We start from the raw sequence: 25,272 nt of genomic DNA, 5'->3' as shown, positions 1-25,272 counted from the left end.
AGGTGACCCGGAGCATGAGCACCGGACGCTGCGAGCCCTGGTCAAATACTGCTGCTACGACAAAAGGAAACGGGCGAACTTCAATCAAACCTGGAACTCCGGAGCCTTAACCTGACGCGCATGCCCTCCGGGGCGGCTTGCAGGCAGTCCGGTGCAGCGGCGGAGCGATTCCTGTTAGCCCTCATCTTTTCCTCCTTTCGCATCGCGCGGAATGAGCGATGATGGCGGATACCTGTGAAACCCCTCCGCCAATCGAAATGCTTCGCCGCCGGATTGATCGGCGCGATCCTGCTGCTGTGGTGCTGGGCGGATGCCTTCCAGTGGCGCACGCAGATTTCTTGGCAGCCGGACCCGGCACGGCATGCGCGGCTCGTGGAGGTCTATGGCGGGAAGATCGAGGCACAATGGATCACCGCGCCGGAGTGGTTCGCGGTACGCCCGCCGCCGGGGGTCGGGAAGCTTCACGTGGATCGCTGGATGAGCAGCTCCTGGAGGCTTGTGGGGAGCTCGTTTTGCTGGGTGCCGGGCTATCAACGGCATTCCCGTGTCATCACAGGCTCCCAACTCCAGGACGGCAATCCGGTGCACGTGAGCGGGCCCATGGTTCAGTACCAGTTCGGCCTGCCGATCTGGATGTTGCTCACCGCCTACATCGCCGTGTGGTGGGTCCTCATGGGCTTCCGTCGCAGCTGGTTGATGCGGCGCTGGCAGCGGGATCTCGTCCGCGCCCGGCAGGCGGCGGATGATGCGGAGGAGATGGGCGAGCTGCCCGCCGCGCGGTGAGCTGGGCGATGGAGTCCGTCCTTCCCTTCGCGCAGGGCTCCGCTAGATAGAGGGAAGATGAAACCCCTGCGCCGCTCCGTGACTTTCTGGTGCGGGCTGTTCGTAATCGCGTTCCTCGTCTGGGCCTGGGTGGATTCGCAGTGGCACCGGAGCGAGGTGGTCTACTATCAGGCGCCCTATAACGAGCCTTACCAGCTGGGCGTGCATGGCGGGATGCTGGTGCTGAATTGGACGGAAGGGGGCTACCCTCCGGGCTACTCGGTGCCGCGCAGAGCTTTCCCCTTTGCCGCATGGCGGCGGCCGGATCGTCTCGCGATGCTGTGGTTCCCGGACTTCTACGGGTGGTGGGACGGGCGGCGCTACTTCGGCTGGGGCGGGATGACCCGCGCGGAGATAATGAAGATGAGGGAGGATCCCGCAAAGGGATTTCCGCTGCGCACCTATCACGTGCAGGTGCCGCTGTGGGCGCTGCTGCTAGGCTTCATCTTGGGGTGGGGCTCGGTCTTGATCTGGCGGCGTCGGCGGGGGAGGGGTAAAAGTGCCGGGCTATCCGGGTGAATCGTCCGGAATCTTCGCCCCGGGGGGGCAACGGAGCTTAGCCGGTGGTGAAACCACCGGTAGGTGAGTGCAGAGAATGGCGTCCCGGAGGGCCGCGGGAGATGATGCTGTTGGAGGATGGGTTGGAGGATCGCCTCCCTCCAGCGGCCCTCCGGGGCGCGAATGGTGGGGCGGGCGTAACCGGTGGCTGCGCTGCGCTTGCGCACCGGCTAAGTTCCGATGCCCCTCCGGGGCGGGGAGAAGTCGTCCCGCTACGGTGAGTGTCGTAGCACGCGGGGGGGCTTCGTCCGCCTGAAGGCGGGACTACTTACCCTTGAGGCCGGGCGTGGGAGCTTGCTTCCCTTCAATCCAGCGCGGAGATGTAGTGCGCGCGTCTTCGTCCCCCGGCCCAGACATCGCCGAGGCCTTCGATCGGGCTGATCACGCGGCTCGGTTGTTCCATGCCGCCGACCTTCACGGCCCCGCAGGCGGCGGCTTCCGCCAGGTAGCGCAGGGCATCACAGGCGTGGCTGCTCCAGTCGTGGCGCGGCTCGTCCTTGTACATCTTACGGCGCGCATCGTACTCCAGGTGATAGGCTTCCAGCGCGGCGATGCCGGTCTTGCAGCGCGCTTCATCGAAGCACATCGAGGGGAGCATCGAGCGCAGACGGTTGATCCCGGCGCGGCGGTCCTTCGCCACCGGCAGGGTGATCACATTGCGCAGCCCCGCCTTCTCCAGTTCCTCCGCGTAGGTCAGGCCGCCCTTCTGGCGGGCGGCACCATCGTGCGGCAGGATGTGGCCGGCGTAGGCCCAGTTCCGCGCCATCATCTCCGCCACGCGGCGGCCGGTGGTCCAGTCCGCCCCGGTATCACAGGCCAGCACGCGGATCTCGCGGCCCAGGAATTGCACCGACCACACCGCGGTATTCACCGGCGCACCCAGATCCCAGAAGGTCCACACCGGCAGGCCGCCATCCTGCGGCACGCTGCCGATCCGGCCCTCGCGGCGGGCGCTCTCCATGAGCTGCGCATAGATCGCGCCGGGCGTGGCCGCCGTGAAGTCGCAGTAGAATTCCTGCCGCACCATCTCCTCCGGCATGCCCATGCGGCGCTCGTCCTCGATCGCCTCCGGCGGGATCGCGCCGGTGTCATCCACCGTCAGCACCTGGCAGAACCAGTCCGGATTCTTCTCCGCCATGCGGGTCAGGTCGTGGAACCAGTTCTTGCCGCGCGGGGTACCATTGAAGAGCGCCCAGCCGCCATTCTCCGCCAGGATGGGGCGCACGTATTCCCAGCCCAGCGGGTTCTGCAGCGAGGTCTCAGAGAAGATGCAGCCCACCGGATTCGTGCCTACCACGTCCAGCCGGTCCGTGCCGATGATGCGGAAGATCGAGCCGTTCACCGCCTCGAACTTCATCTCGGTGTGGCTGGCCTTGCGGATGAAGTCCTGCGGGAAGTGATCCAGGAACTTCATGCCCGCGCCATCCATGCCCTCCCACAGGATCTTCCGGCCCATGGCGGCGGTGGGGAAGTAGTAGAAGTAGCTGCCCACGCGCTCCGCCATCTTCGCGGCCATGATGTTGATGAAGGTCTTGTCCTTCCCCGCGCGGCGGTGCCAAACGCACACGCCGCGCTTCACCCCATCCCGCAGGAAGGCGGTGACCACGGGCTGCTGGTACGGGCGCGGGGTGAAGCGGTGGGGAAGCTCGATGGCGCTCTTCGGCATGCCGGATAGCTTCGCACGGCAGGGAGGTACGATGGAAGTCGTAGCTCCTTGCCGGCCGCAAAACGGAAAAAAGCCATTCCGGTGCTCAGGCGGCGCGACGGCGGCGCAGGAACATGCCGGCGCAGCCGAGACCGAGGAGCAGCGCGGAGCCGGGCTCGGGCACGGCCACGCCATTGCCGGAGACCTGCTCGCCGAAGGCACCCATCAGGAAGGTCTCGATGGAGATCTGGCCTGGCGTGGCGACGGCGAAGGAGCCCGTGGTGGTGAAGCTCCCGGCATTCAGCACCACCGTGTCCCCGGTCTGGAGCTGGGTGGAGGAGTTCATCAGATAGAAGTAGAAATCATCGGGCCCCACCACACCGCTGGTGAACTCCGAGTTCGCGCGGTTGATGAACTGTTCCGGGCCGCCGTTCACCGAGAAGGAAAGGGTTCCGGTGACCGAATTCGTGGCGATGGACAGGAGGTCGCCCGCGCCATCGAGGACGAAGACGGGCCAGAAGGAGGTGCCGTTGTTCACGGTGTACTCGATCGGCTGGAGGATGGTGACGGTGATAGGGGCGCCGTTGCCTCCGGTGATGTCCACCGCCACGGCGGCATCCGCGCCCGCGGTGCCGAGCAGTGCGGCAGCGCAGAATAGAGATAGGGTGTTGTGCATGTTAGGGTGTGTTGCGCCTGCTAGAAAAGGAGGCGCTGCGGCCGGATTCAATCACATTTCCCTAGCAGGGCAGGCCCGTGCGCAAGGTGGGGGGAGATATGTCTAGAGTCTCAACGAGTTCCCTGTTCGGGCGCGTCGAGCTGTTCCGCGAGAAGCTCGCGCTGCCGGAGGTAGGCGGCCTCCAGACGGGCGGCTTGTTCCAGCAGGGGCTTGAGCTCCGGGGAGTCGGCGGCCTGTCCCGCATCCAGCGCGGTGAAGATTTTGTCACGCGCGGCGGCGAGCTCCTGCGCGGTGTGGCCGAGCCCGATGGCGGCGGTGGCGAGCGGCTTGGCTTGTTCGTCGCGGGAGAGTTCCTGAAGGTGGGGGATGAGTTCGCCGATCTCCTCGAGATGCAGGTCGCGGAAGCTGATACTATGCGGGGATGCGGGCGGTGCTTGCCCTTCCAGCCGGGCGCTGTCCTCGGCTTGGATCCGCTCGGCGGCGGAGAGGATGCTCTTGGCGATGTGGAAGCTGCGGATCTCGGCGTCCTGCGCGTGAACGCGGCGCGAGGTCTCCGTCGCGGCGGGGACGTCCGGCTTGCGGAAGATCTGGCCGGCCATGTAGCCGAGCCCCAGGCCGATGAGGCAGAAGATGACGAGGAACTTGCGCGTGCGGAACATCCGCGCGGAGGGAAGGCAGGATGCCCGGTCGGGTCAAGGGGCGATGCCTACGGGGATTCCCGGACTTGAGCGGCGGCGCGCGGCGGGTCAGCATCGCGCGGTGAAGAAGAAAGGTGCCATCGCGCTCTTCGGTTCGATCACGCTGCTCTTCGCGGGGTATGCGGCGTGGTGCACGCACTGGATCTGGATGGATGCGCCGGTGCCGGAGCTGCTGGAGATCCCCGCGGAGTATCGCGGGCATGCGCAGGAGCTGGTGGTGCAGCACGGGTTGACGAGGCGGGATCCCTATCCGATCACGTGGAACGTCATTTGGATGTCGCTGCAGCGGCCCTATGAGATCCCGAAGATGCGCGGCTGGGTGCGGGTGATCTCGACGGAGAAGGACGGGAGCGAGCTGCAGGTAATGCGGATGCGCGGGATCCCGAGCCCGCACGATGCGGTGCTGACCTTCACGCGCGAGCGGACCGGCTGGAGCATGCTGGCGGTGACGGGGGAGGGGAAGATCTCGGCGAAGGGGCTGGAGAAGAGGTAGGGGAGTGAGAAGGGAAGGCAGGTGCCAAGTGATCAGTGAGCAGTGATCAGGGGATGCATCACTCGGAAGTTGAAGGGAGATGCGGAACTGATCGAGTGATGGGATGTCGTGGCGGCGAATGACGATCATCGTGGTGGGCCTGGTGCCTTTCGTCTTTCTGCTGTGGCTGTGGGGAGCGGGAATGCGGAATCCGGCCTTCGTGAGGTTTCCGTGGGGGACCGATACGGGGCTGCTGGTGCACAAGGGCGATGAGCTGCGGCTGCTGAAGCTGGATGCGCCGATGGGTCTGCCGCGGTACGGGCACGGTTTCTTTTCCCCGACCGGCACCTTCTATCATCTCTTTGGCTGGAGTGAGAGTGCGGTGAAGAAGGACATCGCCGTGCCGCAGTGGGCGCTGGTGGCGGCTTACGTGGCGGTCTTCATGGCGGTGTATGTGCGCATGGGCGTGAAGGGGAATAGGGGAAGGGCGGAGGTGTTGGGTGATCAATCGTAGCGGGAGCACTCCCGTGTTTCGGAGCCGGTTCTCCCGAGCCGCAGGCTCCTTGGACTGCGCGCAGCCTGCTGCCGCTTTCGCGAACGCAGCCTGCTGCGGAGCAAGGGTGCGTGCTTATTCCCCTCGATCATCCCAAGCCCCGGTGTGCCGTGCTTTCCGACCAAGCTGCTTCCGCATAGCCTGATACCAAGTCGACTCAAGCGGGTGAGTTTCCAGTGCTTCGGGCAGTAGTGACGGATGATACGGATTCCGACGGATTTACGGATTTCCGCGGGCTAGGCGTGAATGCCAGTCCCTTCATCGGTTCAAAATCCGTGTAATCCGTCCAATCCGTAAATCCGTGATCGCTTGCCCCGCAGTACCCGAAAGTCACGCGAACTATGGGAGATGGCATGACACGCCCCCGGAGAGAATCCCGCAACCTTCCCCGCTGCTTCACGGCAGCAGGCTGCACGCACTCCAAAGAGCCTGCGGCTCCAATTGGGGGCACCTAAGGAGTAACGACATTCCTGTCGTGGGGGTGGGCGTGCCCGCCGGGGACAGGAATGTCCCCGCTCCTTATGATTTCGCTACGATGGATATCGTAGCATGCCCGCGCCTACCCGCTACTTCGCGGCGGCTTTGCCGCGCTGCTGGATGTAGGCTGCGGCCTCGGTGTAGGTCTTGCGGGCGGGGTCGGCCTTGCTGCGGATGGCGAGGGCTTCCGGGGAGTCGGCGGGCTTGCCGCTCAGGACGAGCTGGAGCACTTGCTCGAAGCTGGCTCGCACTTCCGCTCCGGCTTGGTCGAGCTTCAGGGCACGGGCATTCACGCCATCGGGACCGGCTTTCGGGGAAAGTTCCCGGAGCTTGGCGGTGAGCTCCGCGATGGCGTCTTGGCTGGCCTTCCGTTCCTCCGGATGGTTGACGAGATCCGCCTGCACGTCCGCGGGGATCGTCTGGCCAAGGTATTGGTTGCGGATGCTGATCTCATCGACCAGCGAGACGATGATGCTGCGGTGTTCCATGATGAGGGCGAGCGCAGGCTCGAGGCTCTGCTCATCCGCCGCGGCGGAGGCGGCCACGGCGGCCTTCGCGGTCTTCTCCTCCTGCATGGCACCCATCACGCGCTTCAGCTCCCGCATCACGGTCTCCGTCTGTTCATGATAGGGCTTGTCGAAGACTTCCGCCTTCGCGACGAGGACTTTCATCCCGGGTGAGTCCCAGCCCTTCCCGGCATCCAGCGCGGCATGCATCTCCTGGTGCACGGCGCTGAGCTGGCGGGCCAGCCCGACCATCGATATGGCGGGGGCGACGAGGCCCTTCGTCTCGTGCATGAAGACCAGGCTGGTGATCTTCGCCTTTGCGTCATCGATGGTCCTGAAGGCGGCGGCGCGCTCGCTGCGATCGCGCTGGCGCAGGGCCTCCAGCTCTTCCGGCGTGGCGGGTGTCTCCCGCTTCGGATCGCGCAGGCGGAAGCCCTCCGCATCCAGCTGCATGATCTTATACGTCTCCTGCAGCAGCACATTCACGGGCGGCACGGCGGCGATCTCCGCATGGCTGGGCGGCTGCGGGATGAAGTGCGGGGCAGCGCCGGATCCGGGCGGCGGGCCGGCGAGACTGCCGGTGATCAGGCCACCGGCCAGTATGGGGTGCAGGAGGTAAGGGCGGGGCACAATCGCGGGGATATCATAACTCGCTGGATATTCAAGGATTGTTGATGAACCCGGCCCTGCTGCCCGGTTCAGCGCGCGGCCTTCTCCCGCACGGTGAGGGTGAACTCGAAGTCATCGATGGCCCCGAGGCGATAGGTGCCGGGGCCGCGATAGACGAGCTGCGAGTACAGCAGCGGCTGGGGGCGGGTGACGCCTTGCTTGCCCGTGCCATCGGTCCTCTCATGCTCGTTGATCTTTACGACAAGGCGGCGCGGATTGTCCGCCGGCATGCCCAGGAAGATATCGGCATTCGCCGACATGACATTGAAGTTGCGGATGGGGATCATGACATTTCCGGTGATGTCGCCATCGGTGAGATCCACATGCAGGGTGGCGCTGCTGTCGATATTCACGCTCTGTTCCTGCTTCGGATCCGGACGCACGCGGAAGCTCAGGAGGAAGGTGTAGTCGGATTCATGCGTGAGGGATGCTTGCCCACCGGCGGGCGGGGCCTCCACGGTCTGGGCCGGGGCGGTGGCGATGAACAGGGCGAGGAGGGGCAGGAGGATGGGCTTCATGATGATAAGTCGTCCGCGTGGGACGGATGCTCGCTGGAGTCTATTCGATGAAATGCGGAGTTTGTTATTCCCCGCGGCGGAAGATCTTCGAGCGGGTGGCTCGGGGATCGGCGGGCGGGGGTGGTGGTTCCTCACCGGCGGCGAGTGCGGCGTGATTGCGCGCGGTCCACTCCGCGCGCTGCAGGTCCGCATAGCGGCGGCGCACCCAGCGGCTGCGGAGCTGATAGATGCAGAGCCAAGGGATACAGTAGGCGAGCGCGATGACCCAGTAGGGCAGGGTGAGCACATTCCGCACATGGCCCGCGGCAGGCCGAGCCAGAAGACGAGGGACTCGTACCAAGGGCGGATCATCCGGGAGAAATTACTAATGACTAAGCACTGATTTTTAAACCGGAAAGGTGCCTGCGGCGGCGGGAGCGCCAGAAGAGGAGCAGCGACCAAGGAATGAGGTAGGCGAGGACGAGGATCCAGTGCGGCAGGCTAACACTGGGGGCGGCGACCGTTTCGCTCAGGAGCGTCTCGCGGCGCTCGGGCAGGGGTAGCCACTCCGCGGTAGGATTATCCGTGAAGATGGTCTCGACGGGGTCGCGGTTGATGGTGGCCGATTCGAGGTTCCGCGGCTCGGTGAGATGGAGGGTGATCTTGCCGCCGTGCTGGGTGAGATGCTCGCGACCGGACATGAACAGGCTCCTGCCCTCTTCCGAGGCATAGATGGTGATCTTCCAGTGGATGCCGCTCAGGTGGCGCGTGGAATCCCACCAGGCCCAGAGGAGGAAGAGCAGCGGGAAGAGGCCGAGATAGAAGAGCGGGGATCTGTGCCAGGGACGGGACATGGGGAGAGAATTACGAATGACTAAGCACTAATTTTTAAACGGGAGAGGCGCTTGATGCGGCGGGAACGCCAGAAGAGAAGGAGGGACCAGAGGGCGAGGTAGGCGAGGATGAGGAGCCAGTGGGGGAGGGTGAGATGCGACTCGGTGATGATCTCCGGCTGATAGTCCGCTGTCTCACTTGTCGTTTGCCGGGCGATCTCGAGATGGGGAGCTGGACACCATAGTCTTTCTTCACTGGCGACTGAGCTTCGTCCAAAATCGGTTCCAGTGGAGATGGAGGCATGAATCACTTCGACTTTCTGATCCGTGATCCTTAGAGCGCCGCGAGAGTGTGTGATGACTTGAAGATGGACAAGGCTGGTGCTGCCCCGGACCTTCATGAAGGTGGTGCTGTGGTGGTTTGAATCCCACCACGCCCAGAGGAGGAAGAGCAGCGGGAAGAGGCCGAGATAGAAGAGCGGGGATCTGTGCCAAGGGCGGGGCATGGAGAGAGAATTACGAATGACTAAGCACTAATTCTTAAACGGGAGAGGCGCTTGATGCGGCGGGAACGCCAGAAGAGAAGGAGGGACCAGAGGGCGAGGTAGGCGAGGATGAGGAGCCAGTGGGGGAGGGTGAGATGGTAGGTGTGATACTCGAAGTCGCCGGGTTCGGATTGATCCATGTGGCTCGCCTTGGCGGGAGGAAAGATGTCGCTGGGTTCCTCGAAGAAGACCTCTTCGCGGAGAAAGTCTCCGTGGACTCCAAACGGGACGAGTTTGACGCCGTCGGTGCGTGTGCACCGCATGGTGAGCTTCGAGTCCACGCTGACGACCGTAAGGCCGAGTCCCTTGGTGTGTCCTTGGAGCCAGTGATTAAAGCCGGAGGCGCGACTGCAGGAATTCCACCATGCCCAGAGGAGGAAGAGCAGGGGTGCGAGCCCGAGGTAGAAGAGCGGGGATTTGTGCCAAGGGCGGATCACGGGAAAGAACTTAGTGGAGACAATGCATCGGGCGGCGGGCTTTCAAGAAAGGACGGTGACTGCTTCCGGAATCGATCGCGCGGACCCGACCGGGAAGGCGGTGCCGCGGTGGTATCGCTCGAAGACCTTCCTGCTGGGTCTCTTCGGGTTCCTGTGCCTGTTCTGGTTCTGGGCGGATAGCGCGCAGGTGACGACGCTGCTGCTGGTCGGCTCGCGGCGGGTGCCGGGCTATGTGTCGGTGCAGACCTAGCATGGCTCGATCGGCATCCTGATCCAGGAATGCCACGAGGCGGGCGAGGTGCCGGAGTGGATGTGCACGCGGACACGCACGGGGGTGGGGGCGCTGAACCGCTTCGTGCTCTTTCGCCCGGACCTGCGCTGGGATGCGGATCCGCTCGCGCTCTCCGCCCGCATGCCGGTGTCCTACCTGCTGCGCGGGTATCTTCCGCTGTGGCTAGGGGCCTTGTGGTGGAGATGGCGGAAATTGCGTGCGACGGCTAACAGTTAGACTACGCGATTTCGTGATGCTTCGGGTATCTTAACTGCTTGTCCGGGGGGCTCCGGGCGGGGCAGTGTGCGCCGCGTCATTCCCTTACTCCCGCTCCCATGATCCCGCGCTCCTCGCTCTTCCTCTCGCTCGCTGCCGCACTTCTCCTGCCTGCCCAGGCGGGCATCCAATTCACCACGACCTATGAGACGGGCACGAAGTGGTTCTCCGAGCCTTGGTCTGCGGATGCGCGGGCGGCGATGGAGTCCTTCCTGAGCGATCTGGGCGCGATGTTTGATGTGGATGCGACGGTGCGCGTGAGCGTGACGGATAACACCACGGCCTATGCCTCCGCGGGTAGCACATGGTCGCAGTGGTACACGGATCCGGCGACGGGCCGCATGGTGATCGCCCCGGGCCTGTGGCTGATCGTGGTAAAGGGTGTCACGAATCCCGGCGCGGCCTCCGATGTGACGCTGAACTGGAATCTGGATGTGAACGCGCTCTACGGCGGGAACCCGGCGGGGCTGATCAACAACATCCGCGGGCTGGGCCGGCACGAGATGCACCACGCTTTCGGTTGCGCCAGCTACATGGCCTTCTCTCCGGCCGATGATACCCGCGGCCAGCCGACCTATGCCTCCGTGGTGGACACGCTCTATCGGGACAAGGACGGCCTGCCGCTGCTGGGTGCCTTCAATTCCGGGAACCGCACCTACACGATGAACAACTTCGCGCTGGAGCCGAATTGGCAGACCGGCCAGCACAGCACCGGCCTCTACTTCGAGGGACGGGACAAGCAGGGCCGGGTGGTGAAGATGCCGGCGATCAGCTACGAAGGGGATGTGGACTTCAGTCACATCAAGGGCATCGCGTATGCGAACGATCATCCGACCTGGAACACCTATGTGGACACGGATCTGAACTTCCTGCGCGCGATGGGCTATCCGCTGATGGCGGACTCGCAGCTGCGCCAGCAATCGGCGCCGGTGAGCAGCTTCACGATCGCGAACGGGCAGGCGACGCTGAACTTCCCGGGCGTGGCGACGAAGCACTATCGCCTGGCGAGCTCCACGGACCTGAAGCGCTGGAAGGTCGCGCCGACCGGCACGCCGGGCACGGGCGCGCCGCTCACGCTGACGCACCCGGTGAACACGGGCACGGAGCGGAAGCGCTTCTTCCAGGTGATCGAGGTGGCGGAGTGATCGGAAGAAATTGCCAATGACCAAGCACTAATTTCTAAACCCGGGCTGGGGTTTAAGTACGGTGCTTATCGTAGCGGAAGAACGCGGGGCGATAAGGAGCGGGGACATTCCTGTCCCCGTCGGGCACGTGCACTACGACGACAGGAATGTCGTCGCTCCTTATATCTCCGGCATCGCGCGGCGGATGTGCTCGCGGCGGTGGTAGCGCCAGAGCCAGGGGAGCTGCCAGAGGCCGAGGGCGACGAGGAGGATGAACCAGTAGGAGAAATTCAGATCGTGCCAGCGATAGCTGGAGAAAGCGTCGTTGCTCAGGTAGGAGGGCAGCGGGAACCATTCACGGCCCGCGATCTTCCGGCGGGTGGGGCGGACGCTCCAGTCGGGGGCGCGGCTCACCCCGGGGCTTCTCTCGTAGAAGCTGATGCTGATCTGGGAGCCGTGGTTCTGAAACATGATCGAGCGACCGGCGACCCTGCAATCGAGCCGCGAATCCCGGGACATGGAATCGATCCAGCCGATGAGGAGGAAGATCAGGAAGGGCAGGCAGAACCAGAGGACCGAGGAGCGTCGCCAGGACATGAGGGGAATTTCTTAAGCCCTAGTTTCCAAACGGGACTTCGGCTGTGCCGGATGAGGGGAGATCCTTGGTGCGGAGTCGCTGGGTGCGGCGGTCATACCGGCGCACGGCGAGCCGCCAAAGGCCGAGGTAGAGGAGGACGATGAGCCAGCAGGGGATGATGATCCGGTAGAGGTGGGATTGGATGCCGGGCGAGGAATCGTCGCGGTGCTCGATGCCGGGAAGCGGGAACCACCAGTGGGAGTGCGTGGGCGGAAATTCCTCGCGGACGAAGCGGGTATCGGAAGTGGACGGCCTGCGGATCTTATCAGCAGAGCTTTTCGCGACGGTAGTCGCAAGCTGGGACGCTCCGAAGTCGAGCTGGATGAGGCGGCTGTGCTCTTCTTCCTGGCTCCAGTGCGTGAGGCGGAAGCTCTGATAGCAGGAGAGACCCCAGGCCCAGAGGAGGAAAGCCAGGATGAAGGCGGGTAGCCAGAAGGCGAAGGGGCGGCGGAGCATCGGTGGAGTAATACGAACTTCTAAGCACTGGTTTCCAAGCGGGACTGCGGCATCGGACGAAGACGCAGGCGCTTGTTCCAGCGGTGAAGCAGGAACATCCATGCAGCGAAGTAAGCCGGGATGATGCACCAGAAGGGGATGTGGAGGTTACGATAGATCGTGCGGATGGGGCCGCTGCTCGTCCCGATGCCTTCCTTCAGGATCTCGGTCTTCGGGCGGGGAAACCACGGGGTGGATGACTTCGGTGGGAGATCGTGGCGATGGCTGCCGGCAAAGACGGGGCGATTCTTCGGAGGGCGCAGGCCGTGGGTCTGACTTGCGCCCAAGACCAGGGATGAGTCCTCCGCGGTGATGATCACGCACTCGATCTCTTGGCCCCGCATGAAGCCGAGGGACACCGCGGAGCTATTCCGTCGCGAGTCCGCCCATGCCCAGCAGAGGAAGAGCAGGACGAAGGCGGGCAGCCAGAAGGCGAAGGGGCGGCGGAGCATGGAGGAGAACTGCTAATTTTCAAACGGGACGGCGATTGCGTCGGGTGATGGCGAAGGACCAGACCATGAGATAAACAAGGATGACGAGCCAGTGGGGCACATCAAGGAAACCGGGCCGGGCACTGAAGCGCGGCGGGGGGAACCAGCGGTACCGGTAACCGGCGGGCATGGGGACGCGCCAAGGATTGGCTGCGTAGCTATCGCCTGGAGCGCCGCCGCCAGCGGTGTGGTCCAGCTTGAGGTGAAGCACGGAGTTGCCGTGATTGACGCTGACCAGTATCAGGGAGGAGCGGGTATCGAAGCTCAAATCAACTCCGCTCACATGCGAGGTGGAATCGACCCATGCCCAGCAGAGGAAGAGCAGGACGAAGGCAGGCAGCCAGAAGGCGAAGGGGCTGCGGAGCACTGGTGGATATCTCCATCATGCTGCGCCGATCTTCAATCCTGCTCTGCGCATGCGGCGCAGCCGCCTTGGACTGCGTGCAGCCTGCTGCCGCTTTTGGCAGGCAGCCTTGCTGCCGTGAAGCAGTGGGGAAGGTTGCGGGATTCTCTCCGGGGGCGTGTCATGCCATCTCCCATAGTTCGCGTGACTTTCGGGTACTGCGGGCCAAGCGATCACGGATCTACGGATTGGACGGATTACACGGATTTTGAACCGGTGAAGGGACTGGCATTCACCGCCTAGCCCGCGGAAATCCGTAATTCCGTCGGAATCCGTATCATCCGTCGCTACTGCCCGAAGCACCGGAAACTCACCTGCTTGAGTCGACTTGGTATCAGGCGATGCGGAAGCCGCTTGGTCGGGAAGCTCGGTACCTCATGGTCCGGGATGACCCGGGGGTGTGAAGATCATTCACCCTGCTCCGCAGCAGGCTGCGTTCGCGAAAGCGGCAGCAGGCTGCACGCAGTCCAAGGAGCCTGCGGCTCGATATGGCTTAGCGCTGGAGGGGCGTATTCGGGTTGTAGGGATTCCGTTCATGGCCGGGAGCGTGATCCGTGGCCATGTGGGGGAGGAGCGTGATGCTCTAGGCGTTTGCGCCAGCGGTGGAGTAGCAGTAGCCATCCCGCGATGTACGCGAGGATGAGGCACCAGAAGGGAATGTGCAGGGTTTGATAAATCGAGCTGATGGGGCCACCGCTCGTTCCGATTCCTTCCCCTTGCGTCATCGTCTTAGGGAGGGGAAACCAAGGGGTAAAGGACTTGGGCGGAAGCTCGTAGCGGCGCCTGCCGACGGAGACGGGGTGATGTTTCGGAATGCGCAGGCCTTGGGTTTGACTGGCGCCTAGGACGAGGCTGGATTCCTCCGCCGTGATGATGATGGTTTTGATGTCGTCGTCTCTCCGCATGTAGCTGCAAGAGATCGCGGAGCTATTCCGGCGCGAGTCCGCCCATGCCCAGCAGAGGAAGAGCAGGACGAAGGCAGGTAGCCAGAAGGCGAAGGGGCGGCGGAGCACTGGTGGATATCTCGATCATGCTGCGCCGATCTTCAATCCTGCTCTGCGCATGCGGCGCAGCCGCCTTGGACTGCGTGCAGCCTGCTGCCGCTTTTGGCAGGTAGCCTTGCTGCCGTGAAGCAGTGGGGAAGGTTGCGGGATTCTCTCCGGGGGCGTGTCATGCCATCTCCCATAGTTCGCGTGACTTTTGGGTACTGCGGGCCAAGCGATCACGGATTTACCGATTGGACGGATTACACGGATCTTGAACCGATGAAGGGACTGGCATTCACCGCCTAGCCCGCGGAAATCCGTAAATCCGTCGCTACTGCCCGAAGCACTGGAAACTCACCTGCTTGAGTCCGCTTGGTATCAGGCGATGCGGAAGCCGCTTGGTCGGGAAGCTCGGTACCTCATGGTCCGGGATGACCCGGGGGTGTGAGGACCATCCCCCCTGCTCCGCAGCAGGCTGCGTTCGCGAAAGCGGCAGCAGGCTGCACGCAGTCCAAGGAGCCTGCGGCTCGATATGACTTAGCGCTGGAGGGGCGTATTCGGGTTGTAGGGATTCTTGAGCGTGGGGAAGGGGTGGCCTTCCGGCATCTTCCACGGGGGCGCGAGGTAGTAGGAGATCTCCGGGTAGTCGCCCACGTAGTACTCGAAGTAGCGGGGCGGGGTCTCATGCGTGCGGCAGAGCAGGTAGGAGCTGGGCATGTATTTGAGGCGCTCCTGGATCTTGTACTCGAAGGTGACGCGGGTGCCGCGCTTCACGATGCCGCGGGAGGGCTGGCTGGGATTCGGGAAGGGGACGGCTTGGGGCAGCTTGCGCCGCGGGTTGCGCTCGAGGAGGGTGTCCTGCGTGAAGGTCACGGTCTTGGGATGCGCGGCGGGGATGGGGCTGCGCTCGTCGTAGCTGCAGGAGGCGAGGCCCGCGAGGAGCAGGGCGGGGAGGATGTGGAGCGGTTTCATAAATGGGAAGGGGTGGTGGATGCGTTGCGGTCGATGGACTTGGCCTCGGCATGCTTCACGACGCGACCATGGTAGCTGACGACGAGGTGCATGCCCTGCGAATTATCGCGGGATTTCCGGTAGGCGGAGGAGACGGTCAATACGGGCTCCAGCGCCCCGAAAGTGTAGAGGGTGCCGAGGGTGTAGCCCAAGGTGGCGGTCCCGTTGTTCCATGCGCCGGTGACGTGGAAGGTCTCCTCGGTGTCGTAGTAGACGTGGGGATGCTCGGTCTTGAGCGGCTTGCCGAACTCGGCATGGATGGAGGCCTGCGATCTGCCGACGAGCTTCATCGGGTCGCGACCGGACTCCTGGATGAGTGCGGAGCAGGAGGCGAGCAGGGGCAGCGGTGCCAGACAGAGGAGCCGGAGCAGTGGCATCCGGGGAGGATAGCAGGGGGGCGGGGGAAGTGATGATTGATAATCGAAGCGAGGATCATTGGTTTTCCCGATGATGCTGCAGCTGATCGGGATGGGATAGGATGCGAGGTAGGGAGGGCTCAAGGGTAGCGGAGGCACTTCGTGCTTCCGGCGGCTCGCGTTCTCCTGGGAATCGTCATGGGGTGCTTGTGCGGTGATGCCCCCAGCCGGAACGACGAAGTCGTTCCGCTACGATGGGTCTGATCGTGAACCCATTGACGATGCAGATGGCTTTTTTCCGAAGTGAGGCCGGCAAGGATTCTGCCGGTTGATGGAAGTACGAGGTGCATGGTATTTCGGAAGACATATGGGCCAGTCACCGCCGAAACAATTGCCGCCGACCGCACCGCCGCCGCCTGTCCGCGAGACGGGCGCGGATATCGCATGGGCCAAGGAGGAGGAGCGCCGCAAGCAGCAGGCACGCCGCGGCTACCAATTCACGATGTATCCGGACCGCTCGATGCTGGCGACGGAGAATGGCGGGAAGAAAACCACGCTGGGGTAGGAGTGCCAAGTGATCAGTGAGCAGTGATCAGTGGGGAGGCAGGAGTTTGCTGGTGTTCAGTGTTCAGTTTTCAGGAAAGGCGCTTGGAGACCGTTTGAGGAGCGATTGAGATCTTATGGAAGACGCGAAGACGATTTTGGCACGGTGGGCGGAGATGGAGTCGGCACGTTTGCCGTGGGACTCTGCCTGGCAGATGGCGAGCGATTACGCACTGCCGCGGAAGGGGAATATCGCCCGCACGGAGACGCCGCCGGGGAGCAATGCGGGGAACCGGCTCTATGATACGACGGCGATCCAGGCGGTGACGACGCTGGCGAACGGGCATGCCAGCTACATCACGCCGCCGGGCACGCGCTGGTTCGCGTGGGAAGCGCCGGAGGATATCAAGGGCGATCGCGCGGATGCGTGGTACAACGAGGCGAGCGAGAAGGCGGCCAAGATTCTCTCGACCACGAACTTCTACACGACGCTGAACGAGGCCTTCTTGGATCGCTCGGCCTTCGGGGTGTGCTGCATCGCGGCGATGCCGAGCGCGGAGCGGGTAGTGAGCTTCCAGGCGCACCCGGTGGGCAGCTACTGCATCGATGAGGATGCGGAGGGGAATGTGGACACGATTTTCCTGAAGAAGCGCCACGGGATCCGCCAGCTGGTGCAGCTCTTCGGCGAGGAAGCGGTGAAGGCGAACGAGCGGCTGGCGAAGAGCTGGGAGCGCTTCAAGGAGAAGGGGTCGAATGCCGAGCACGAGGTGGTGCATGCCATCTTTCCCCGCGTGGAGCGCCAGCGCGGGAAGCATGACGTGTATAACATGCAATACGCCAGCGTGTGGGTGAGCTCGGATGGCAAGACGGTGCTGCAGCGTAGCGGGGTGCCGGAGCTTCCCTACTGCGTGAGCCGCTACCTGAAGCGCTCCGGCAGCGGGATGTACTATGGGTATAGTCCTTTCGAGGAGGTGAAGGCGGCGGTGCTGGAGGCGAACAAGACGCGGCAGATCCTGCAGGTGGTGGGCCAGCGGCTGGCGGTGCCGAGCGTGCTGATCCCGGATAATCTGGTGGGGAACGTGGATTCGCGGCCCGGGGGCAGGACGGTTTTCAAATCGAGCGGGCAGGGGGCGCTGCCGCAGGAGTGGCTGAACCGGGGCAGGCCGGAGGGCATGCACGAGCAGCTGGCGGATGCGCGGGAGACGATCAATGCGGCCTTCCACGTGGATCTGTTCCGCATGTTCGCGCAGATCGACAAGCAGATGACGGCGCGGGAGGTGAGCGAGCGGGCGGCGGAGAAGCTGATGCAGTTCAGCCCGGCCTTCACGCGTTTCACCGCGGACTTCCAGGTGATGATGGAGCGGGTCTTCGCGATCCTGTTCCGGGCCGGGATCTTCGGGCGCATGGATGAGATCCCGCGCGAGGTGATTCGTCGGACAAGCGAAGGCGCGGAGGTGCCGGCGCCGAAGGTGATCTATCAATCGAGGATCGCGCTGGCGATTCGTCAGGCGGAGAGCGCCGCGGCGGATCGGCTGGTGGAGCGGGTGCTGGGCGTGGCGAATGCGGCGCCGGATGCGCTGGATAACCTGAACCTGGACGAATACGTGCGCGTGGCGGCGCGGAACGACGGGGTGCCGGAGGCGGTGCTGCGGCCGGTGAAGGAGCGGGATGCGCTGCGGGAGGACCGGGCAAAGGCACAGCAGGAGCAGGCGATGGCGCAGATGATGGCGGCGCAGGCGCAGGCGGGTGCCGCGGTGCAATGACGAATGTCGAATTCCGCGAATGACGAATGAAGTGTGCTTCGCGGAGGCAGGGACCTTTCTCCGAAAGGTCCGGCTGTTGGCGGCGCGAGTGGCCGGGAGATGGCTCTCCGGTGATACAGGCCGTCCCCCGCCGGACCGCTCGGAGAGCGGTCCCTGCCTAGGAACATTTTCTCACTCATGAACGACACACTTGATCACGATCTCGATCCGCTGGCGCTGTTCCGGGAGGCGGATGCGGCGCGCTCGGATTCGCTGGAGGCGGAGCGGCGGTTCCGGAAGCTGACGCGGCGGGTCTTCCAATCGCAGGCCGGGCGGGATTGGCTGAAGGGGGCGATCCTGCGCTACAATTTCATGGGCTCCGTGTTCAGCGCGGAGGAGGGCATGGATGCGCTGCACGCGGCGCATCGCGACGGGATGCGGGCGGTGATCTCGGACATCCTGAATTCAACGGTGAAAGGAAAGGCGGATGAGCGAGGTGCAGATGGAGACGACGAATAACAAGCCGCGGATCGTGCTGTTCCGGCGCAGGCACGTGTTCCTGGGGGATGACTACGTGGGGAAGTACGATGCGAACCGTAGGAAGCTGGTGATGCAGGAGGAGCACGAGGACAAGCGGGCGCTGGTGCGGGCGTGGTTCAAAAGCCGGCTGGGGATTTGTCCGGGGAAGGGGAAGTGAGTGCCAAGTGAACAGTGAGCAGTGATCAGTGATCAGTGATCAGTGATCAGTGGAATGCGGAGATAATTTCTAACACATGAGCGATCAAATCGAAGCAACGGTGGCGCGGGATGCGCCGGGGTCTTATCTGAATGCGGACGGCAGTTTCGCGGAGGGTTGGCATGCGCGGCCGGAGTATGCGGATTACGGCGGGATGGACCGCTTCCGCTCGCTGCCGGATCTGGTGAAGAGCTACAAATCGCTGGAGTCCACGCTGGGCAAGCGCGCGCCGCAGGGGGCGCTGGTGCCGGGGGCGGATGCGAGCGAGGAGCAGATCGCGGAGTATCGGCGTGCGATCGGGATTCCGGATCTGCCGGCGGGCTATCGCCTGCGGCCGGAAGCGCTGCCGGAAGGCCTGAGCTGGGACGATGTGCGCGGCTCGCGCATGGCGGAGACCTTCCACAAGCACAATGTGACCCCGGCGGCGGCACAGGCGATCGTGGACGACTTCATGCAGGGCGAGCTACAGAACCACAAGCTGGCGAAGGCGGCCTACGATCAACTGATGACGAGCCGCGAGGAGAGCCTGCGCGAGGAGTGGGGCGCGGGCTACGGGAAAAAGGTGGGCGAGATCACGAAGCTGGTCAGCTCGCTGGGCTTCGACCCGAACGATGCGGAACTCTTCGGCAATGCGAGGGTGCTGGGCTTCCTGGGCAAGGTGACGGGTATGCTGTCGGAGGATGCGGTGTCATCGCTGAAGGGCACGGTGGCGGGCGGCACGAACTTCGCGAGCGGTGCGGAGGAAGCGCGTGCAATCACGCGGGATCCGGGGCATCCGGAGCATGCCCGCTACATGGCGGGAGATCCGGAGGTGACGGCGAAGGTTTTGAGGCTTTATGGGAGTTGAGGGTGAACTCTGAACTTTGAAGTTCGAACTCTGAATTCTGAATGGCGGGTGGGCCGGGGATGCGCGGGTGTCCCCGGCTTTTTCCGTGCTTGGGAAATCGGCTTGAGAGATGGGTGATGTCCTCATCATAATTAGGGGATGAGGTTGTTGATGCTGATGCTGGTCCTGGTGTCCCGGGCCTTCGGTCTCGGGCAGGGTGAGTTCGTGCCCGCCGGTGCACAGCCGGGGATCGAGGAGGGGTTTGCGAAGGCGATCGCGATTGACCGGGTGGAAGGTAAGGATGGCTTGATCCACTATCAGGTCCGGATCTATAGCCGCGAGCTGACGGGGCCTTTTCCGCCCTCGGAATCGGTGGTCGCGAATCTCGTGCTGCGGGATGAGAAGGGCGAGTGTCTTGCGCGGACGCCGGCTTCTTACGGAGTGATGAATCGGAAGGAGACGAGCTGGCCGACGGGGCGGGAGCAGCCTTGCATGGTGATGGGCTTTGCGATCCGTGCGTCCCTCGAGAAAGGGGCGCTGATTCATCTGACGTGGGAGGAGCCGGTGGACGGAGATAGCCGCTTCTACAGTCTGCCAGGGAAGAGCGTGGCGTGTGAGGAGCCGGTGCGGGTGAAGGGAGATTGATGGGTGGCGCTGCGGAGTTTCTCGGAACAGGAGGGAAGGGAGGGAATGTAGTTTGACTCATGGCCTCCGTTTTCTCGGTTGCCTCCTGTTTCTTTTTCTTAGGGGCCTCGCATGTTTGGGCGACTGGCGGAGAGAGTCATTGATCTGGCCGCGGGATTGGTGCGTGGTGGATCAAACCCATGAGTTCCCGCACCTTGATTCTTGCCGCGGCGGTGTTGCTGCCGGCTTTCACTGCCGCTGCCGAGACGACGGATCTGGCGACGCTGCCATCGCCGGAGAATAGCATCACGCAGGGCTGGGCGGAGGCGCGGGCGAATCGCTCGGTGGATGGGAATCCGTTGCGGGTGGGCGGGAAGACTTATGAATCGGGGATCGGCACGCATGCGAATGCCGAGTGGCCGATCGCGCTGGGAGGCGAGGCGACCGCGCTGAGGGGGGCCAGCGGGGTGGATGACGAGGTGGGGGAGAAGGCTTCGGTGGTCTTCATCATCGAGGGCGATGGCAAGGTGCTGTGGAAGAGCCCGGTGATGAAGAAGGGCGATGCCGCCCAGCCCTTCGCGGTGAAGCTGGATGGCGTGAAGGCGCTGCGCCTGGTGGTGAACGATGGCGGGGATGGCAGCACGGAGGATCACGGCGATTGGCTGGACCTGAAGCTGGAGCACTCCGGCAAGGCGCTGGCGAACTACTACAAGGAGATCACGGTGGAGACGGCGGCGCTGGCGTGGACCTTCTCCGCCTCGCAGGGGAAGCTGGAGCAGCGGCGCTTCGGGCTGAAGAGCGATCCGGACAAGACGCGCGCGCCGGGGGTGTATGCCTACCCGGACTACATCGATCGCAATGCGGATGTGGCGCTACTGGAGCCGACGCTGGATGTGTTGGGTGCGGATGGCTTGAGGAACTTGGCGCTGCGCTATGACTCGCAGGAGGTGACGAAGGAGGGCGGCAAGACGCGCACGGACATCCGCCTGAAGGATGAGGTGAGCGGGATGCGCGTGGTGCTGCATTTCCTGGCGCACGAGAAGGAGGATGTGATCGAGACCTGGTGCACGATCGTGAACGGCAGCAAGGAAGCGGTGACGCTATTGCGCTTCGATTCCTTTGCGTTCTCGCTCGGCGGGAAGGATCTGCATCTAACAACCTTCCGTGGCGGCTGGGGGGATGAGATGAACTGGAGCGAGGCGCCGGTGAGCACGGGGCTGCGGCGGATCGGGAACCAGAGCTTCACGCACCCGACGCATGGGTATAGCAGCAGCTTCGTGGTGAGCGAGGGAGCGGCGCAGGAGGAGAGCGGCAAGGTGGTGGCGGGGTCGCTGGCATGGAGCGGGAACTGGCACCTGGACTTCCAGAGCGAGTACAAGGATGCGGTGCGGGTGAGCGGGGGGATCCATCCCTTCCAGCCGCAGCATCTGGCAGCGGGCGCGGAGCTGGTGACGCCCCGGCTGATTCTAACAGTATCCGGGAAGGGCAAGGGTGCGGCCTCGCGGAACCTGCATCGCTGGGCGAAGCACTCCGGGATGCGGCAGGTGGAGGTGACGCGGCCGGTGATCCTGAACTCATGGGACGGTGCCTACTTCAATTTCGACGAGAAGCGGCTGCTGGCGATGATGGATGCGGCGGTGAAGTCCGGCGTGGAGATGTTCGTGTTGGATGACGGCTGGTTCGGCAATGGCGAGAATGCGCGCAACAGCGACACGGCGGGGCTGGGTGATTGGCAGGTGAACCGGGAGAAGCTGCCGCACGATATCCAGTGGCTGGCGGAGCAGGCGCATGAGCGCGGGCTGAAATTCGGCCTGTGGGTGGAGCCGGAGATGGTGAATCCGCGCAGCGAGCTCTTCGCGAAGCATCCGGACTGGGCGGTGAAGCTGCCGGGCCGGGAGCAGCGGCTGGGGCGGAATCAGCTGCCGCTGGATCTCTCGAAGCCGGAGGTGGAGGAGTTCGCCTACAAGGTGGTGGCGGACATCCTGGATCGCTACCCGGGGATCGAGTACATCAAGTGGGATAACAACGGTCACTTGCAGGATGCGGGATCGCAGGGGGCGAAGCCGGCGGGGCAGATGAACATGACCACGGAGATGACGCGGGCCTACTACCGGATCCTGGACCGGCTGGTGGCGAAGTATCCGAAGATCATCTTCCAGGACTGCGCGAGCGGCGGCGGCCGGGCGGAGTATGGATCGCTGCCGCGGCATGCGGAATTCTGGGCGAGCGATAACCAGAATCCGCTGAAGCGGCTGCAGATGCACTGGGGCTATTCGCATTTCTTCCCGCCGATGTCATGGGGCGCGCACATCGCGGAAAGCTTTGACTCGGGGAAGTTCCCGATGAAATTCCGGATCGATGTGGCGATGACGGCGCGGCTGGGCGTGGAGCTGGATCCATCGCACCTGAAGGCGGATCAGCTGGAGGAGATGCGTGCGGGGATCGAGGTCTACAAGCGGCTGAGGCCGCTGCTGCATGCGGGCGAGGTCTTCCGCGGGGTATCGCCGTATGCGGCGGATGTGTGCTCGAGCGCGGTGGTGGCGGAGGACAAGGCGCGTGCGGTCTTCTTTGCCTTCCGGACGAAGGATCACGGGGCGGCGAAGGAAGGCCGGGTGAAGGTGCCGGGGCTGGATGCGGCGAAGCGGTATCGCGTGAGCGAGGCTCACGTGGGCGCGGTGCGGCATGTGCAGGCGGGGAGTTTCTCAGGGCAGGAGCTGATGGAGCAGGGGCTGCCGCTGAGCTGGAGCACGGGCCCGGAGAGCGCGGTGGTGGAGATCATGGCGGAGTGAGGAATCCGAAAGGCAGGCGAACCACGGAATACACGGAACACACGGAAGCGATTTGAAGGTTTCTCCAGCGGAGGACGGAGATGGGTCTTTTGCTGGACGGGGAGTTGTGGGCAGAGTGGGGCGGTGTTCGATGCCGCCCCATGAAGCTCTTCAAGACAGTTTCTATCACCGCGATTCTGGCCTTGCTGGTGATCTATGGGATCGGGCTGGCGCCGTCCGCTCTCAAGGGAGAGGAGATCTACAAGCGGAGGATGGTTGCGCATGCAAATGCGGCGAAGGATGTGGAGCTGCAGTGGACCTATGAGGGTGCCGCGCTGAAGAGTGAGCCGATGGGCCTCGTAAGCTTTCAGGAGTGGCTGGCGCGGCTGCCGGTGAAGACGGGGAGGATGAAGGCACCGATGGACAAATGTCACATTCCGCACCACCGGATCCTGCTGAAGACCGGCACAGGAGTGAGGAAGATCGATATCTGCCTGGGATGCGACTCGATCCGGATGGAAGGAGAGGGCGTGGCATCTCTGCCAAAGGAGTGGCGTGCGCCGATCATCGAGCTATTCGGCTCCGTGGACATTCCCTCGGAGCGGCCGGGGAAGGAGGTGGTGATGGCGAATCTTGGGAAGCTGCGGCCGGATCTTCAGATTGATCTGTTCGCGTCCGGAGCGCGTCAGAGGCTGAACGAGTTGCTAGAGGCGAACGGCTATCTTGGGGGAGTGCAGGCCATGTCCCTCAGGCTGGAGGAGAACTATCGCAAGATTCTGGGAGAGGCGATGCGGTCGAGGACGCCCGAAGCCTTGCATGCCTTGCTCAAGGGGAATGCAGACGCGAAGAGTCTGGTGGGCAATGCCGGGCAGACCCATGGCCACGCGCTGCTGTGGCTGATGCAATCGTGGGGGGACGACTCCTTCTCGGCAGCCTTGCGCGAAGAGCCTCGCGAGGTGCAGAAGAGGACGGTCGAGATTATCGAGCAGGCCTGGGCGGAGCCGCGCTGGGAGCTGTATCCGGAGACGGGGAAATTGAGGTGAGATGGAGGCGCGATCGAACAGACTTTGGCGTTCGCTGACCTTCTGGGCGGGGCTGCTGGTGATGGCGGCGGTGCTGATCGGGTGGTGGGATTCGCGGGTGAACTTCCGGGAACTGCGGAGCGGGCGTGCGACGGTGGGGAGCGGCGGGCATGGCTGCGTGTTCCGCTGGTTTCATGACCGTAGCACGGGGATCGAGGCGGCGAGCTCGCGGCTTGATGCACCGGGGCAGCTGGCGCCTTCCTCGCCATGGTCGGCGCCGTGGTTCGTGCAGGCCGATGGGACGGATGCGACGACGGAGCGCGAGCTGGCGGGAGTCTTCGATGAAGAAGGCAATGTGGGCCGGATGGACTTCCGCACCTCGCTGGCGTTCTCGCTGCTGCTCTTCGGCAGGCCGGGGGAGTGGCTGGTCTATCTGCCCTATTGGCTGATCGCGCTGGTGGTGGCGGCAGTGTGGGCCGGAGGCATGGCGTGGAGGTGGCGGAGGATGAGGAAAGCGAGCCCGGTGATGGAAGGAGGTGAGGGGTGAAGCTGCATCGCTCGCTGATCTTCTGGGCGGGGCTGGTGGTGATGGGGTTTATCACGTGGGCGTGGCGGGATTCGGAGCGGTTTAATTCTAACGCTGGGAACCACCGCATCTATGTGGAGAACACTAACTCGGTAGTCTTCCTTCACTTGAACCACACCAATTGGAATCTGGGAGGATGGAAGGTTTGGAGCGGATGGGACGGATATCGGACGGCAGCGGTTGAGAGAAGGCCCATGAGAGTGAGAGGGATCTCGTTTGGCTCGAGAAAGAAGCAGGGTTGGGCAAAGGTACCCCATGCGAGTCTGCTTTTAGCGGTGGTGGTGGTGTGGACGGGTTGCCTAGCGTGGCGGTGGCGGAGGGTGCGGAAGCGGGGGTGATTTTGGTTTTTTCCATTTAGGGGCCGGCAAGGGTGGGTCGGGGACTTCCGGCGGCCCTCCGGGGCGCCAATGGTGTGGCGGGTCTAACCGGTGGCTGCGCTGCGCTTGCCGACCGGCTAAGTTCCGATGCCCCTCCGGGGCGGGGAAGAAGACTCCGGCGGTCCTCCGGGACGGGGAGGAAGAAGTGCCGAGTGATCAGTGAGCAGTGATCAGTGGAATGGCAGTGTGGTTGGAGGGGGTGGGCTAAAAAAGAGCGGCCACCGATCCTGAGACCGATGGCCGCTGAGGCCGCCAGGTAGATTCCCCCCGGATTCAGCCGGGCAGCCAAGACAATCCAAGGATCGTCTCCGGACATCTTTAGCGGCGGTGCAGGGATGTTGCAAGGACCAGTCTCTTATGGCCGGATAAGCTGAAGATATCGAGGTGTAGTCAGGTGCTTGTCATGTGTCTGAGGGTGAGGGGGTCGCCGGGGCGGCGACAGGCCGCCCTGGGCCGGGGAGTGGTAAAAGTGCCGAGCGATCCGTGAGCAGTGATCCGTGGGAAGGCAGGAGATTCCCGCGGGGATGCGAGCGGTAGCGGAATGGCTTTTTTCCGAAGTGAGGCCGGCAAGGAATCTGCCGCTTCCGCGAAGTACGAGGTTTGGAGTAGT

The 25,272-nt window shown here is 63.7% G+C and carries 32 protein-coding genes; 16 read left to right on the top strand and 16 right to left on the bottom strand.

Annotation, left to right across the window (positions count from 1 at the left end):
• Nucleotides 1-234: 234 nt before the first annotated feature.
• Both OJ996_RS25730 and OJ996_RS25725 read left to right on the top strand, forming a co-directional pair.
• Nucleotides 235-783: a hypothetical protein gene (locus OJ996_RS25730; RefSeq protein ID WP_264516636.1), complete on the top strand. Its 549-nt coding sequence runs from the start codon at nt 235-237 to the stop codon at nt 781-783.
• 57 nt (nt 784-840) lie between these two features.
• Nucleotides 841-1,341 carry a hypothetical protein gene (locus OJ996_RS25725; RefSeq protein ID WP_264516635.1) on the top strand — a complete coding sequence of 167 codons (501 nt, stop codon included), beginning with the start codon at nt 841-843 and terminating at the stop codon, nt 1,339-1,341.
• Between the two features lie 343 nt (nt 1,342-1,684).
• Here the strand turns inward: OJ996_RS25725 and OJ996_RS25720 are convergent, their stop codons facing one another.
• The 3 genes from OJ996_RS25720 to OJ996_RS25710 all read right to left on the bottom strand — a co-directional run bounded on the left by OJ996_RS25720 (nt 1,685) and on the right by OJ996_RS25710 (nt 4,360).
• Nucleotides 1,685-3,046 (bottom strand): terminase large subunit domain-containing protein, encoded by a 1,362-nt coding sequence (locus OJ996_RS25720; RefSeq protein ID WP_264516634.1) that lies wholly within the window; start codon nt 3,044-3,046, stop codon nt 1,685-1,687.
• A gap of 85 nt (nt 3,047-3,131) precedes the next feature.
• Complete coding sequence (locus tag OJ996_RS25715; protein WP_264516633.1) at nt 3,132-3,701, bottom strand: PEP-CTERM sorting domain-containing protein; 570 nt, start codon at nt 3,699-3,701, stop codon at nt 3,132-3,134.
• Between the two features lie 110 nt (nt 3,702-3,811).
• Nucleotides 3,812-4,360, bottom strand: a complete 549-nt coding sequence (locus tag OJ996_RS25710; protein ID WP_264516632.1) for a hypothetical protein — start codon at nt 4,358-4,360, stop codon at nt 3,812-3,814.
• Between the two features lie 100 nt (nt 4,361-4,460).
• On the opposite strand from OJ996_RS25710, the gene OJ996_RS25705 reads away from it, so the two are divergent.
• Nucleotides 4,461-4,892 carry a hypothetical protein gene (locus tag OJ996_RS25705; RefSeq protein WP_264516631.1) on the top strand — a complete coding sequence of 144 codons (432 nt, stop codon included), beginning with the start codon at nt 4,461-4,463 and terminating at the stop codon, nt 4,890-4,892.
• A 103-nt stretch (nt 4,893-4,995) separates the two neighbouring features.
• Nucleotides 4,996-5,385 carry a hypothetical protein gene (locus tag OJ996_RS25700; protein ID WP_264516630.1) on the top strand — a complete coding sequence of 130 codons (390 nt, stop codon included), beginning with the start codon at nt 4,996-4,998 and terminating at the stop codon, nt 5,383-5,385.
• A 605-nt stretch (nt 5,386-5,990) separates the two neighbouring features.
• Here the strand turns inward: OJ996_RS25700 and OJ996_RS25695 are convergent.
• The 6 genes from OJ996_RS25695 to OJ996_RS25670 all read right to left on the bottom strand — a co-directional run bounded on the left by OJ996_RS25695 (nt 5,991) and on the right by OJ996_RS25670 (nt 9,388).
• Entirely contained in the window at nt 5,991-7,037 is a 1,047-nt protein-coding gene (locus tag OJ996_RS25695) for a hypothetical protein (RefSeq protein ID WP_264516629.1), read from the bottom strand.
• 68 nt (nt 7,038-7,105) lie between these two features.
• Nucleotides 7,106-7,594, bottom strand: a complete 489-nt coding sequence (locus OJ996_RS25690) for a hypothetical protein (protein WP_264516628.1) — start codon at nt 7,592-7,594, stop codon at nt 7,106-7,108.
• 64 nt (nt 7,595-7,658) lie between these two features.
• Complete coding sequence (locus OJ996_RS25685) at nt 7,659-7,934, bottom strand: hypothetical protein (RefSeq protein ID WP_264516627.1); 276 nt, start codon at nt 7,932-7,934, stop codon at nt 7,659-7,661.
• A gap of 31 nt (nt 7,935-7,965) precedes the next feature.
• On the bottom strand, nt 7,966-8,427 hold the full coding sequence (locus tag OJ996_RS25680; protein ID WP_264516626.1) for a disulfide oxidoreductase: 462 nt from the start codon (nt 8,425-8,427) through the stop codon (nt 7,966-7,968).
• Nucleotides 8,428-8,447: 20 nt separating this feature from the next.
• Nucleotides 8,448-8,912 carry a hypothetical protein gene (locus OJ996_RS25675; RefSeq protein ID WP_264516625.1) on the bottom strand — a complete coding sequence of 155 codons (465 nt, stop codon included), beginning with the start codon at nt 8,910-8,912 and terminating at the stop codon, nt 8,448-8,450.
• Between the two features lie 20 nt (nt 8,913-8,932).
• On the bottom strand, nt 8,933-9,388 hold the full coding sequence (locus OJ996_RS25670; protein ID WP_264516624.1) for a hypothetical protein: 456 nt from the start codon (nt 9,386-9,388) through the stop codon (nt 8,933-8,935).
• 55 nt (nt 9,389-9,443) lie between these two features.
• Here OJ996_RS25670 and OJ996_RS25665 point away from each other — a divergent pair, with 55 nt between their 5' ends.
• From OJ996_RS25665 to OJ996_RS25655, 3 genes are all read left to right on the top strand, one after another.
• On the top strand, nt 9,444-9,638 hold the full coding sequence (locus OJ996_RS25665) for a hypothetical protein (RefSeq protein WP_264516623.1): 195 nt from the start codon (nt 9,444-9,446) through the stop codon (nt 9,636-9,638).
• A gap of 48 nt (nt 9,639-9,686) precedes the next feature.
• Nucleotides 9,687-9,896: a hypothetical protein gene (locus tag OJ996_RS25660; protein ID WP_264516622.1), complete on the top strand. Its 210-nt coding sequence runs from the start codon at nt 9,687-9,689 to the stop codon at nt 9,894-9,896.
• Between the two features lie 98 nt (nt 9,897-9,994).
• Nucleotides 9,995-11,080 (top strand): hypothetical protein, encoded by a 1,086-nt coding sequence (locus OJ996_RS25655; protein ID WP_264516621.1) that lies wholly within the window; start codon nt 9,995-9,997, stop codon nt 11,078-11,080.
• 159 nt (nt 11,081-11,239) lie between these two features.
• Here OJ996_RS25655 and OJ996_RS25650 read toward each other — a convergent pair whose 3' ends face one another.
• The 7 genes from OJ996_RS25650 to OJ996_RS25620 form a co-directional block, all read right to left on the bottom strand.
• Complete coding sequence (locus OJ996_RS25650) at nt 11,240-11,656, bottom strand: hypothetical protein (RefSeq protein ID WP_264516620.1); 417 nt, start codon at nt 11,654-11,656, stop codon at nt 11,240-11,242.
• Nucleotides 11,657-11,675: 19 nt separating this feature from the next.
• On the bottom strand, nt 11,676-12,152 hold the full coding sequence (locus OJ996_RS25645) for a hypothetical protein (protein WP_264516619.1): 477 nt from the start codon (nt 12,150-12,152) through the stop codon (nt 11,676-11,678).
• Between the two features lie 20 nt (nt 12,153-12,172).
• Entirely contained in the window at nt 12,173-12,643 is a 471-nt protein-coding gene (locus OJ996_RS25640) for a hypothetical protein (protein ID WP_264516618.1), read from the bottom strand.
• A gap of 19 nt (nt 12,644-12,662) precedes the next feature.
• On the bottom strand, nt 12,663-13,049 hold the full coding sequence (locus OJ996_RS25635; RefSeq protein ID WP_264516617.1) for a hypothetical protein: 387 nt from the start codon (nt 13,047-13,049) through the stop codon (nt 12,663-12,665).
• A 569-nt stretch (nt 13,050-13,618) separates the two neighbouring features.
• The gene (locus OJ996_RS25630; RefSeq protein WP_264516616.1) at nt 13,619-14,098 is read right to left on the bottom strand and encodes a hypothetical protein; all 480 of its coding nucleotides are present in this window, start codon (nt 14,096-14,098) and stop codon (nt 13,619-13,621) included.
• 510 nt (nt 14,099-14,608) lie between these two features.
• Nucleotides 14,609-15,043, bottom strand: coding sequence for a hypothetical protein (locus tag OJ996_RS25625; protein ID WP_264516615.1), 435 nt, complete (start codon nt 15,041-15,043; stop codon nt 14,609-14,611).
• Nucleotides 15,040-15,459 (bottom strand): hypothetical protein, encoded by a 420-nt coding sequence (locus tag OJ996_RS25620; RefSeq protein ID WP_264516614.1) that lies wholly within the window; start codon nt 15,457-15,459, stop codon nt 15,040-15,042. Before OJ996_RS25620 ends, OJ996_RS25625 begins: the two co-directional genes overlap by 4 nt.
• A gap of 310 nt (nt 15,460-15,769) precedes the next feature.
• Here OJ996_RS25620 and OJ996_RS25615 point away from each other — a divergent pair, with 310 nt between their 5' ends.
• The 9 genes from OJ996_RS25615 to OJ996_RS25575 all read left to right on the top strand — a co-directional run bounded on the left by OJ996_RS25615 (nt 15,770) and on the right by OJ996_RS25575 (nt 24,246).
• Nucleotides 15,770-16,003: a hypothetical protein gene (locus OJ996_RS25615; RefSeq protein ID WP_264516613.1), complete on the top strand. Its 234-nt coding sequence runs from the start codon at nt 15,770-15,772 to the stop codon at nt 16,001-16,003.
• 115 nt (nt 16,004-16,118) lie between these two features.
• Entirely contained in the window at nt 16,119-17,744 is a 1,626-nt protein-coding gene (locus OJ996_RS25610; protein ID WP_264516612.1) for a portal protein, read from the top strand.
• 177 nt (nt 17,745-17,921) lie between these two features.
• Nucleotides 17,922-18,242: a hypothetical protein gene (locus OJ996_RS25605; protein WP_264516611.1), complete on the top strand. Its 321-nt coding sequence runs from the start codon at nt 17,922-17,924 to the stop codon at nt 18,240-18,242.
• On the top strand, nt 18,211-18,420 hold the full coding sequence (locus OJ996_RS25600; protein ID WP_264516610.1) for a hypothetical protein: 210 nt from the start codon (nt 18,211-18,213) through the stop codon (nt 18,418-18,420). Before OJ996_RS25605 ends, OJ996_RS25600 begins: the two co-directional genes overlap by 32 nt.
• A 76-nt stretch (nt 18,421-18,496) precedes the next feature.
• Complete coding sequence (locus tag OJ996_RS25595; protein WP_264516609.1) at nt 18,497-19,306, top strand: hypothetical protein; 810 nt, start codon at nt 18,497-18,499, stop codon at nt 19,304-19,306.
• Nucleotides 19,307-19,444: 138 nt separating this feature from the next.
• Complete coding sequence (locus tag OJ996_RS25590) at nt 19,445-19,930, top strand: hypothetical protein (RefSeq protein ID WP_264516608.1); 486 nt, start codon at nt 19,445-19,447, stop codon at nt 19,928-19,930.
• Between the two features lie 179 nt (nt 19,931-20,109).
• Nucleotides 20,110-22,698, top strand: coding sequence for an alpha-galactosidase (locus OJ996_RS25585; protein WP_264516607.1), 2,589 nt, complete (start codon nt 20,110-20,112; stop codon nt 22,696-22,698).
• Between the two features lie 140 nt (nt 22,699-22,838).
• On the top strand, nt 22,839-23,720 hold the full coding sequence (locus OJ996_RS25580) for a hypothetical protein (protein WP_264516606.1): 882 nt from the start codon (nt 22,839-22,841) through the stop codon (nt 23,718-23,720).
• A gap of 1 nt (nt 23,721) precedes the next feature.
• The gene (locus tag OJ996_RS25575; RefSeq protein ID WP_264516605.1) at nt 23,722-24,246 is read left to right on the top strand and encodes a hypothetical protein; all 525 of its coding nucleotides are present in this window, start codon (nt 23,722-23,724) and stop codon (nt 24,244-24,246) included.
• Nucleotides 24,247-25,272 lie beyond the last annotated feature (1,026 nt).

Origin of the sequence: Luteolibacter rhizosphaerae (assembly GCF_025950095.1) — a bacterium.
Taxonomy (GTDB): domain Bacteria; phylum Verrucomicrobiota; class Verrucomicrobiia; order Verrucomicrobiales; family Akkermansiaceae; genus Haloferula; species Haloferula rhizosphaerae.
Note: the sequence above shows the minus strand (reverse complement) of the source record. Positions and strands in the feature narration are given on the sequence as shown.